At 29.5% G+C, this 11,478-nt stretch carries 9 protein-coding genes; all 9 read right to left on the bottom strand.

Going from position 1 to position 11,478, the window contains the following annotated elements:
- Positions 1 to 29 precede the first annotated feature (29 nt).
- Positions 30 to 1,988 carry a DNA topoisomerase (ATP-hydrolyzing) subunit B gene (gene gyrB / locus U9R42_08940; protein ID MEA3496144.1) on the bottom strand — a complete coding sequence of 653 codons (1,959 nt, stop codon included), beginning with the start codon at positions 1,986 to 1,988 and terminating at the stop codon, positions 30 to 32.
- A gap of 106 nt (positions 1,989 to 2,094) precedes the next feature.
- A complete protein-coding gene (coaE, locus tag U9R42_08935) occupies positions 2,095 to 2,691 on the bottom strand; it encodes a dephospho-CoA kinase (protein ID MEA3496143.1) in 597 nt (198 codons plus the stop codon).
- Positions 2,692 to 2,693: 2 nt separating this feature from the next.
- Complete coding sequence (locus U9R42_08930) at positions 2,694 to 3,662, bottom strand: CdaR family protein (GenBank protein MEA3496142.1); 969 nt, start codon at positions 3,660 to 3,662, stop codon at positions 2,694 to 2,696.
- A 17-nt stretch (positions 3,663 to 3,679) separates the two neighbouring features.
- Complete coding sequence (gene yajC / locus U9R42_08925; protein ID MEA3496141.1) at positions 3,680 to 4,003, bottom strand: preprotein translocase subunit YajC; 324 nt, start codon at positions 4,001 to 4,003, stop codon at positions 3,680 to 3,682.
- A gap of 12 nt (positions 4,004 to 4,015) precedes the next feature.
- Positions 4,016 to 4,468 carry a DUF1573 domain-containing protein gene (locus U9R42_08920; protein ID MEA3496140.1) on the bottom strand — a complete coding sequence of 151 codons (453 nt, stop codon included), beginning with the start codon at positions 4,466 to 4,468 and terminating at the stop codon, positions 4,016 to 4,018.
- Positions 4,469 to 4,479: 11 nt separating this feature from the next.
- Positions 4,480 to 5,439 carry a transcription antitermination factor NusB gene (gene nusB / locus U9R42_08915; protein ID MEA3496139.1) on the bottom strand — a complete coding sequence of 320 codons (960 nt, stop codon included), beginning with the start codon at positions 5,437 to 5,439 and terminating at the stop codon, positions 4,480 to 4,482.
- 135 nt (positions 5,440 to 5,574) lie between these two features.
- Complete coding sequence (locus U9R42_08910; protein MEA3496138.1) at positions 5,575 to 7,887, bottom strand: T9SS type A sorting domain-containing protein; 2,313 nt, start codon at positions 7,885 to 7,887, stop codon at positions 5,575 to 5,577.
- A gap of 161 nt (positions 7,888 to 8,048) precedes the next feature.
- Positions 8,049 to 9,503, bottom strand: coding sequence for a T9SS type A sorting domain-containing protein (locus U9R42_08905; GenBank protein ID MEA3496137.1), 1,455 nt, complete (start codon positions 9,501 to 9,503; stop codon positions 8,049 to 8,051).
- A gap of 185 nt (positions 9,504 to 9,688) precedes the next feature.
- Positions 9,689 to 11,359 (bottom strand): Zn-dependent hydrolase, encoded by a 1,671-nt coding sequence (locus U9R42_08900; protein MEA3496136.1) that lies wholly within the window; start codon positions 11,357 to 11,359, stop codon positions 9,689 to 9,691.
- Positions 11,360 to 11,478: the final 119 nt, after the last annotated feature.

Below are 11,478 nucleotides of genomic sequence, written 5' to 3'. Positions count from 1 at the left end.
ATGAAAATAGCCAAATAAGCAAACTAAACCTACGCATCCACATTTGCATATTTAGCATTTTTCTCAATAAATTCTCTCCTCGGTGGAACTTCATCTCCCATAAGCATTGAAAATACTCTGTCAGCTTCAGCGGCATTTTCAATAGTTACTCTTCTAAGAGTTCTCTGTTCAGGATTCATGGTTGTATCCCATAATTGTTCAGCATTCATTTCTCCAAGTCCTTTATATCTTTGAAAAGAAACAGATCCTATCTTTCCGTCAGCTTTCATTTCCATAATTAATCTGTCTCTTTCATCATCTTTCCATGCATATTCTTCTCTTTTTCCTTTTTTGACTAGATAAAAAGGAGGTGTTGCAAGATAAACATATCCGTTTTCAATCAATTCTTTCATGTATCTAAATAGCAAAGTAAGAATAAGTGTTGTAATATGGCTTCCATCCACATCAGCATCTGTCATAATTATCAGTTTATGATAACGTAATTTACTAAGATTTAAAGCTTTGTCATCTTCTTCTGTTCCAATAGAAACACCAAGAGCTGTAAAAAGACTTTTTATTTCGTCATTTTCATAAATTTTATGCTCAAGAGCTTTTTCCACATTAAGTATTTTACCTTTTAATGGTAAAATAGCTTGAAATACTCTATCTCTTCCTTGCTTTGCTGTTCCACCGGCAGAATCACCCTCAACAAGAAAAATTTCAGATTCTGCAGGATCTTTGGAAGAACAATCGGATAATTTTCCCGGAAGACCGGCAGAATTAAATCCACTTTTTCTTTGAACTATTTCGCGAGCTTTTCGTGCTGCATGGCGTGCTTGTGCAGAAATAATAATTTTGCTAATTATTCGTTTTGCATCATTTGGATTTTCTTCAAGAAATGCACCTAATTCATCTGTAACAAAACTGTCAACAGCTCCCATTGCCTCTGAGTTTCCTAATTTTGTTTTTGTTTGTCCTTCAAACTGTGGCTCTTGTACTTTAATTGAAATTATTGCAGTTAATCCTTCTCTAAAATCATCTCCACTGATATCAAATTTTACATTTTTTAACAATCCTTGTTTCTCAGCATAATTTTTTAATGTTCTTGTTAATGCTCTTCTAAAACCTGAAATATGTGTACCTCCTTCAATTGTATTTATATTATTTACATAGGAGTGAACATTTTCACTAAATGAAGTATTGTATTGTAAGCCAATTTCGATAGGAACACCATTTTTTTCCCCTTCAAAAGCTACTGTTCTTGACATAAGTGCTTCTCTGTTTACGTCAATAAATTGAACAAATTCTTTTAATCCTTCTTCGGAATAATAGCTTTCTTCTTTTAATCCGTTTCCATTCTCTTCTTCTCTATGATCTATTAAAACTAGTTTTACTTTTTTATTTAAGTATGCTAATTCTCTTAATCTTGCAGCTAATGTATCAAATAAAAAATTTATGGATTGAAAAATAGTTTCATCAGCCTTAAAATGAATAATTGTACCTGATTTATCAGTTTTTCCAATTTCTTTTACAGGATGTATTGGCTTCCCTTTTTGATATGTTTGTTGGTAAATTGCTCCATCTTTATGAATTGTAGCAGTAAGTTCAGAAGATAATGCATTTACACATGAAACACCTACTCCATGTAATCCTCCTGAAACTTTGTAGGAATCTTTATCGAATTTACCTCCTGCATGAAGCACTGTCATTACTACTTCCAATGCGGATCTTTTTTCTTTTTTATGTATTTCTATTGGAATACCTCTTCCGTTATCTTCTATAGTTATTGAGTTATCTTTATTAATCTCAACTTTTATATAATCGCAATATCCTACAAGTGCCTCATCTATAGAGTTATCAACAACTTCGTAAACTAAGTGGTGAAGCCCTCTTTGGGCAGTATCACCAATGTACATTGAAGGTCTTTTCCTTACCGCTTCCAAGCCTTCTAATACTTGAATATTATCGGCAGTATATTCGTTTAATTTAATTTCTTCTTTATTGTCCATTTTGATTGTATTTTTTACACTGTAAAATTACTAATAATCTATCATTTAGCCCATTATTATAGAGCTATTTTTCCACAAAACTCATTATAAATTATTGTTTTTATTTCTATTGTCTATCTAATTGATTTAGTGTATTGTGCAGCAACATTACTTGCTTGATTACAGACTGGCTTTTATCAGTAATAATCACATAATTACTTTTTGCCATTTTCAAACTGTCAGGCATCTGATTTTTGATAATTTCAAGCACCTTTTCTCTGCTTATTTTATCCCTTTTTCTTATTCTTTCAATCCTTATTTCTTTGCTTGCATAAACAGAAATAATAGCGTCCATTTTATTTTCTATTCCACTTTCAAATAAAATAGCACTTTCTTTAATAATGTATTTTTGATTTTTATTTTCCTTACACCAATTTTCAAAATCTTTTTCTACTGCTGGATGAGTTATTGAGTTAAGCTTTTTTAATGCCTTTTCGTTTTTAAAAACTATATCTGATAATTTCTCTTTATTGAGAAAATTATTCTCATCATACATTGATTCCCCAAATTCTTTTTTAATTCTCTCAACGAGATTTTTATCTTTTTGTATAAGAATTTTTGAGCGTATATCTGAATTATAAATTTTAATATCAAGAAATTCAAATATTTTGCTAATTGTTGATTTTCCGCTTCCTATGCCTCCTGTTAATCCAATTTTAAGCATAACTATTTTTTTATGATATAATCAACATATTTCGGTTCAACACTAAGATTTTTAACAAACTTATTTTTGCTTTTAACAAATAGTTTTAATTTGTTATTTTCCTTAGCATTAATTTTTAATGTGTCAAAAAATACTTCTAAAGTTGCAGGAGTTACATTTTTATAATTACTAAGTGCTGTTTGAAAGGTAACTGTTGCTGTTTTCGGGATAAGTTTAATTGAATTAGAAAGACTGTTGGGAGCTTTAATTTTTAGCGATAAATTGCCTTCTGTAAATTTTTCAATAGGAATAATTACATTTACTTTATCTACTTCCATTGTTATATTCATTTTAGAAGGAATTGTTAAACTTACATTTTCATTAATTGTTGAGCTAACATTAGTTAAAGTAATTTTTTCAGTAGTCAATTTATTTAAATTCCTTATGGTGGATTTTGGTCCTGTAACTAAAACCCTGTAAGGTTTTAGCTTTATTTTTCCCGATTGACTAAACTGATTTGCATAGCTGATATCAAGAAGGAGTTCAATCGGAACATTTTTTCTTGCTATTTGTTCAAAATCAAGGTGTATGGTGTCGGGGTAAATTTTTAATATATTAAAGAAACTTTCTTTTTTTAAATCAAGAAAATTTTTAAGTTCAGAGGTAAGAATGAAATTACTACTGACAAAATCACTAAGGTCAATAAAAACATCATTTTCCGATTGTGATTTTTTTAAAGACAGTATATCCCAACCTTCCGATTTTATTTTGAATTTAAGTTTCTGAGGTAAAGGTTTTTTTAGCACTAAATGTTTTGGAATGTTTCCATATTTTACATTTAGTGTTAAGGTTGTAACATACTCTTTATTCAATGCTAATAATACCCAAAAGACAAAAGCTATAGCCATTGAAATAACAAAAACTACAACATTTTTATTTTTTAGTAATAGTTTAAAAAATAAAAAAATATTTTTTTTAACTAAACCTGACACAGTATATTTTAAAAAAACTATTTATCGTTATCTAATGTATTAGTCGATTCCATTGAAACAGCTTCTCTTTGAATAGTAATTTTTACATCTTTTGCTATTTCAAGAAGGATTTTATTTTCCTTGATTTCAAGAATTTTTCCATGAACGCCACCAATTGTAATAACTTTATCGCCTTTTGTAAGTTTCTCTTTAAATTGTTTTTGTTCTTTTGCTTTCTTACTCTGAGGTCTTATCATAAAGAAATAGATAATAACGAACATCACAAGTAACATTATTATTGTTGAAGATCCATTTCCTGTAGCTTCGCCTGATGACATTAAAAAGATTGAGATGATTTCCATAATTTATTTTTTTTATTTAGTGATTATAAATCCTTTGATATAAAGCTTTTTCATATCAGGAATTGTGTTTGCAAAAATACTAACATTTTTAAAAAATTTGTCCTTTCTTCCCTTGCTATCGAAAATAATTACGATAAAATCCGATTCATTTGGTTTAATCGGTCTTTTGGGGAATTTTGGAACAGTACAACCGCAACTGGGAACAATATTTGAAATTATTAGTTCTCTTTTGCCCGTATTAGTAAATTTAAAGGCGTAAGAAACTATTTCGCCTTGTGCTATTTCCCCAAAATCATGTGTTGTTTTTTCAAAAGTAATTTCGGGCATTTTTTTGTTATTCTTTGTTTTGCCGGAAGCAGTTGCCGGATTATTTATTAAATCGGAACTAATTTCTTCTTTGTCTTTTGAATTATTACATGAAGTAATAAATAACAATAAAAAAATTGAATATATTAAAAATCTCATTTTAATAAAATTTAGTTGTTATTAATAGTTCCAATTCCTTTTTTATTAATTTTATTATCTTTTTCAAGTTGCTTAAGTAAATTATCAAGTACTCCGTTAACAAATTTCTTGCTATTTGGTGTACTATAATTTTTAGCTAACTCAATGCACTCATTTATAGTAACTTTTATGGGTATTTGAGGGAAAAATAAAAATTCTGCAAGTCCCATTTTAAGTATAAGAGCATCTATCAATGCAATTCTTGAAGGTTCCCATTTGTCAATTTTTTCACTAATAAGCTCATTAAAATTATCATTATTTTGAATAGATATTTTTAAAAGATCTTGAGCAAATCCAAAAGTCATCTTTTTATCACTTGATATTGGAACAAGAATATCTTCAATTTCTGGTTCTGCATATATTATTTTAAAACTTTTGGATACCATTTGTACTGTTGGCTTTGCATCATCATTCCAATGCAAAAATTTATCTTCAAGATGTTGTTCTAATAGCGAAAAATTTAAAGGGTAATGTTTTATTACAAATGAAAGAATTTCAAAATTTTCTTGTTCCTCATTTTTTGTTGATGACATAAAATCTTTATATGCTTCTTGATTTCTTAAGTCATTAAATACCTTGCGAATAATATCAATATCTTCTGTATCCCAAATAATTTTATTATCACTAAGTGCATTTTCTAGGAAAGTATCTTCAATAATCTTTTTTACTAAAATATTGTCATAAAACTTTGAATTAATGTTTGTTTCCATTGTAGGCTGAATATGTCTCACTTTCTTTTCAGCATCGTATCTTTCGGCAAATAATGCTAACTCTTTAATAAAAAGCATTAGATAAAGATAAAGATTATAAAATTGGTAAAGACTATTGGTAAGATTCCTTTCTGTTTCCCTTTCAGTAAATTCATTCCCTGAACTATAGTGTGAATAAAGTGATTGCAATACTTTTATTCTAACATGCCTTCTGTTTAGCATAAATTTTTTTTAAATAACAGATTTACTGTTATGGTTCGATTTAATTAAACCACAAATTTAAACTTTTTTTATTGATTGAATTGCATTTGATTTCGATTAAAACCCACATTAAAAAATGTGGGTTTTAATTAAAAATTATTCAATAATTATCTTAAGGTTTGCCAATTTATTTTCTGATTTAATTGAAATAAAATAAATACCTTTTTCTAAATTTCGCAAATCAAATTCCTCTGTAAAACCTCTTTTATTAACATCAACAATTTTATTAAACACTATTCTGCCTGTTAAATCATTTATGTTGATAATTAATTTTTCATTGAATAAAAGACCTGATTTTAATGTAAACAACCCTGTTCCTGGATTTGGGAATACATCAAAACTACTTGAAACGTCAAACTCATTTATTGAAACATCACCATAAGCAATAGTATCAGATTCATTACTACATCCATATTGATTTGTAACTACTACTTTATAATATCCGTCTTTTGAAGGCATATATGATTGGGAGGTAGCTCCTTGTATTAGGCTACCATACCAATACCATTGATTTCCTGAGCTAGCACTTGAATTGAGAACTGAATCTGTTCCAATTGTAATTGTTGGTTTGCTTGGTTTAGGATTTACTGTTACTAACATTCCATAAGATGTCCCGTCACAGCCTGTACCTGTTGTTACATATACAGAATATGTTCCTGCCTCTGTAATTGTTATGCTACTTTGTGTACTTATAGATGTTGAACCTTTTTTCCAATCATAAGTTGCATAGTTATTTGCTGTTGTTCTTAAAATAAGTTCTTCACCCTGACAAAGATTTGAATCCCCTTTTATTATTTTTAGTATTGGCGTTACATGGTCTGTTACCAAAATATTTTTTGCTGTTGAATTTCCTTTACAAATCCCTTTGGTACCTTGTAATATATAAGCACCTGTTTGGTTTACAGTAATTGTCTGCTTATTTGCTCCTTCCATAAAAAGGTTCCCATCTTTAGTCCAGTAATAATAATCTAAACCATTTGGTCCAACTAAATCAACGCTACCTCCTGTACAAAATGTTGTTGGTCCACTTGGTGTTACTGTTGGGTAATAATCATAAATTGTTACTTTTATTTGATCAGAAACTCCATAGCAATGATCATCGTTTTGTACAGTAAGTGTAAGGTTATAAGTACCCTTACCTTTAATAGTTATATCTTTTGTTGTTTTGCCATTTGACCATTTATAATCAATAAAACCTGATGGTCCTGATAATGTTACTGTGTCTCCTGTGCATGTTGTTAAATTTCCTGAATGAGTAATTGTTGGTTTAAATGGAGTACAAATAACTATTTTTCTAATTACATGATTGTATTGATCGGCAACATATATATAATGAAGGTCATCAGGGTCAACAACCATTTCTTTTACATTATCAAATCGTGCAGAAGTACCTGTGTCATTTACGTAACCTGTATATCCATTAAAATGAACATCACCTGCAAATATTGAGGTTTTATTATTAGCATATTTTAGTATTCTATGATAGGATGTAAGGTAAATATTAGACTGATTGTCCATAACAACATCTTCGGGTTGGTAGGGTGCAATTGTAGCAAGGTTGCTAATAATTGTGGTTACTTTTCCTGATGCTGAGATTTTTCTTAGTTGGCTATTCCCAAATTCAGTTACATAAAGATCTCCTGTTGCATCATCATAATGAACGCCTGAGGGATAATTGAATTTTGCACTCAACTTATTGTCGTCATCGTTATCACCTGATTGTCCGGGCATTCCAGCAAAAGTTGACACCATTCCTGAGGGAGTAATTTTACGGATACAATGATTATCTCTGTCTGCAACATATACATTTCCATTAGCGTCAACATCAACATCTATGGGATGATTAAATTGAGCAACTTTTGCACTACCGTTAGCAAATCCAGGATAAGTTGTATAGCATTGTGAATTGGGTTGTGGTTGGTAAAATTTCCCTGCCAAAACCGATACTGTTTGAGGATTGGCAAGAGATTGAAATGGTACCATTTTCCTAATAACATGATTTTCGTAATCGGCAATATAAATTGTATCATCGGGTCCAACTGCAATTCCTGCGGGATTAAAAAATTTGCAATTAATACCTATACCATTTTTTAAGCATGCATGAGCATAAGAACCTGCTCTTGTATAAACCATACCATTTGGAAGTATTACACTTACGGTATGTCCTGTTTGTGGTGAGCCTGGAATAGTCATATCTTCAGGTCCTCCAAAATTTGTAACCCAAAGTCTTCCTTCGCTATCATAAGCCATTCCGTAGGGATAAGCAAAGTATGCGTTTAACAAAGTTTTTCCCGTTGCATTATGTCCAATTGTTTGGGTTGTTCCTGCAAATAATGAAACTGTTTGGCTAAATCCATATCCGAAAAGAAAGGATAATCCAATAATAAAAATTGTAATTTTTGTTTTCATCTCTCAATAATATTTTTATGAATAATTATTTCCTGTTTTTAAAATAGATACAAAGTTAAAACAAAAGTATCATTTCTCAAAATAAAACTCAGAATACTAAAAAAGGTTCAAACAAATTGTCTGAACCTTTTTCTTCTTTTTATTTGATTTATCTAAAAATATTAATGTTTTATAATTAATTTCTTTGTTGATAATGTTTGATTTTTTGCAATTAATCTTATCAAGTATTGTCCATTAGGAATATTTTTTGTGCTTAGGTTTATGTTATTTGTGCCTTTTTGTATTTGACTTTTTTTACTTAGCATCAATCTTCCTTCAATATCGTAAATATTAGTAGTGATTATTTGAGCTTTTTCAATGTTATTTGTTTCAATATTTACAAAATTATCAGCAGGATTTGGGTAAATATTAATCTTATTTTCAATAAGTGATGTAAGAGGAAACCCTACGCCCTCATAGTAAAACTCTATATCATCAATAAAAAGTTTATTTCCAATTCCAATATTTTTCTCATTAAAAAAATTACTTGAGCCTAAAACTATATTTGAAGAATCAATATCATAAATTGAAAGATCAAATGGAATAGAGTGATATTGATAACTAAAGGTAGAAGGCAGGAATATCATGTGTGAATCAACAACTATTGATTTGTTTTGAGTTGTGCTAAATTTACTAAAATGAATATAAAATAAAGCACTGTCATTTGTATTATTGGAGTTATCATATTTATAATAAAAACTTATTGAATCGGGTTTTTTGTTTAATGGAAATCCACCACCAAGGTCATCATTTACAAAATAACCAGTTGTAACAATGCCAAACGGTTCATTATTACCGATAACTTCTGATTCTGTTGTTGTAATTGCTAAGGCAAAATTTCCTTCATAAGCATCAGTAGATTTATTTGCATAAGCTTGTCCTCCACCTAACAAAAAATATGAGTTCATTGTAAACCATCCAAAAGGTTCATCATAGCCAACTTCTGTCCAATCTTCAAAACCTTTATTATGAAGATTAGATGTACTATTTGTAAATTCAACATCATCAAGCATTATCCAAGTTCCGGGAATAGGATTACCATCAGGATTACCTGATGCTATTCCAAAAAGAATTGAATCGGGATTTGCTATTAGTGTTTTTATGGGGAATGATAATTCAGTGTAAGATGAATATTTCCCTGTAACATAGTACATTTCCATTCCTAGTGTAATTCCAAATTTTTTAAATAAAATAAATATTATTGCAGTATCTCCTGCTTTGATATCTGATTTAACTTGAATTTTTACAGAATCAGGTTTTGAAGTAAATGGATGTCCTCCTGACAAAGCATTTTGAGGATCTCCATTCATGGCAAATCCAAACAAAGTATCGTTTGCATTAGCAATAGTTTCTAATTTAATAGCATAATCGCCACTATATGCGTCTGTAGATTTTGTAACATTAAAAGTTTGTAATAGAAAAAAGGATTGTTGATTTGTTGTTAAATAACCATCAGGTTGTTCAAAAAGTTGTATTTTATTCCACATCTCAAAATTTCCATTTGGGACACCTTGTGCAAAAATGAATGTTGAGGAATAAAACAAAAATAATGTGCTTAAGAGTAAATTTTTCATCATAGTTTTCATAACATTTTAATTTTTAATTAAATAAGATTTTATTTTATTATAAAACAATAGTAATAAGTATCTCTTTCATTGATTGCCATGTGTTAAAGCTTGTTTAATGTTGCAATAATTGAACCATAAAAAAAGGGAATTAATTAAAATTCCCCCTTTTTAATACTTTTTTTTGTTGCTAAACTTTATTCTTGTATCAACACTTCATAGCCTTGTTCAAAAATAATATCCCTTGGAATATTTTTGTCAGCAAGACGATCTAAATCAGCTTGTAATTGGTCTTTTATTTTACCATCTTTTTCTACCCATGCTTTTGCTACTTCATAATTACCATCTCCTTGTATTGTAATAATTTTTTCGGCAAGTACTTTTACAGCTTCTTTCATATTATCAAAATTAATGGTGTATGTGCCTGTTTCTTCGTCTCTTGTAAATGCATTATTTTCTTCAAAGAAATAAAAGCGCATCATGTTTGCTTTTCCATGTGAACTTGCTGAGCCAAAACGTGCTGACCTGAAAACACTTGCAAAAAATGTTACATAATAATCCATTAAATCAATGTTATCAAGTTCTCCTTTGCCATATAAATATGTAATAAGATGCAATCCAACAATATCTGCTTTTCCTTCTTCAATGGCTGTGTAATAACTCTTTAGTGCATCTCTAACTTTTATGTCAGGATTATTAACAAGATAATCAACTCCAAGACCGTGACCTACCTCATGGAACATAGTGTTTGCAAAAAAAGCGTCAAACTTAACATTCTTTCTTTGAGATTCATCAATAAGTACATTAGAAATAGGAAGAAGAATATTATCAAATTTAGCTTTCATAGCATTTTTGAGCATAAGTTTTCTTGAGCCTGCTTCTTGACGTACAATAGGGTCATTAGGAAGATTTATTGCAATTGTTTTACTTGCTTTATTACAATCTCCTGCATAATAAATTACATCGTAAGCATTAAGTTGATTGCCTGAAGTTCCCGGCATATTACTTTTGTATTTTTTATCAACGGGTAAAGTTTCTTGTAATTCAGGTAAGTATGCAATATATTTTTTTAGTTTATTACTCCAATCCATATCTTTTATAAGAATAAATGATTCGTGTGCTGCTTTGATGTTGAATAATTCATCTTCATAATTTTCAATTGGTCCTACCACAAAATCAATAATATTATCTTTCATTGCAAGCCATGCAAAATCGCTTGGTTGATATTCATCTGTACGCAATGCTTCTGATCTTTGTATAAGGTATTCTCTAAAAGCTTCATTTTCTGCAAACTCCGATGCTTCCATTAATAATTGTGATGCTTCTTCAATTTTTTCTCTAAAAACTTCGTGGTAAGGAACTGACATTAAATTACCATCTTCATCTCTTCTAAGCAGTGTATATTGGCTGTTTTTTAATTCATCTTCAAAAGCATCAAACTCTTTTTGAGTAATATCGGCAGGATAAAAATTTGCTCCTTTTGGTTTCTCTCCTACATCAGATATAAATGGTTCATTGTTATCAAGTTTTGACCAAGGTCCATAATTTATTTCAACAAATTTCTTTGTTGCTTCATCTTCTATACTTTCCAGTAGTTCTGTTTTATTTCCATAAGCTTCTATCCAAAAAATCTCATCCATAATATCTGCAATCTTAAAAAGAATTGGTAACATTTGTTTTTGCTTTTCTGACAAAACTGATAAATCTGTTGTAAGTTTTACTTTTTTGTATTCATTTACTTTTGCTACCATATTTGTATCTGCTTTTGTTACTTCTTCTTCTTTACTTGCTTTTTTGGCTTTATTTTTACAACCAGAAAAACCGAGAATTAAGAAGGCTGAGAATGCTAATAAAAAATATTTTTTCATAATTAAATTTGATTTGAGTTAATAAAAGGTTTCTTCAAGTGAGGTTCTTTAAATACATTTCTTTTAAGAAACAAAGATAATAAATAAGATGCAAGGCACAAATTTTTCTGAATAGCCGT

It is taken from the genome of Bacteroidota bacterium (assembly GCA_034723125.1).
Classification (GTDB): domain Bacteria; phylum Bacteroidota; class Bacteroidia; order CAILMK01; family JAAYUY01; genus JAYEOP01.
This window is presented reverse-complemented; position numbering and strand designations above follow the sequence as displayed.

Excerpts from the sequence above, each read along its gene's own strand:
- gyrB (MEA3496144.1), bottom strand. The coding sequence starts at position 1,988 with ATGGACAATAAAGAAGAAATTAAATTAAACGAATATACTGCCGATAAT.
- coaE (MEA3496143.1), bottom strand. The coding sequence starts at position 2,691 with ATGCTTAAAATTGGATTAACAGGAGGCATAGGAAGCGGAAAATCAACA.
- yajC (MEA3496141.1), bottom strand. The coding sequence starts at position 4,003 with ATGGAAATCATCTCAATCTTTTTAATGTCATCAGGCGAAGCTACAGGA.
- U9R42_08920 (MEA3496140.1), bottom strand. The coding sequence starts at position 4,468 with ATGAGATTTTTAATATATTCAATTTTTTTATTGTTATTTATTACTTCA.
- nusB (MEA3496139.1), bottom strand. The coding sequence starts at position 5,439 with ATGCTAAACAGAAGGCATGTTAGAATAAAAGTATTGCAATCACTTTAT.
- U9R42_08910 (MEA3496138.1), bottom strand. The coding sequence starts at position 7,887 with ATGAAAACAAAAATTACAATTTTTATTATTGGATTATCCTTTCTTTTC.
- U9R42_08905 (MEA3496137.1), bottom strand. The coding sequence starts at position 9,503 with ATGATGAAAAATTTACTCTTAAGCACATTATTTTTGTTTTATTCCTCA.
- U9R42_08900 (MEA3496136.1), bottom strand. The coding sequence starts at position 11,359 with ATGAAAAAATATTTTTTATTAGCATTCTCAGCCTTCTTAATTCTCGGT.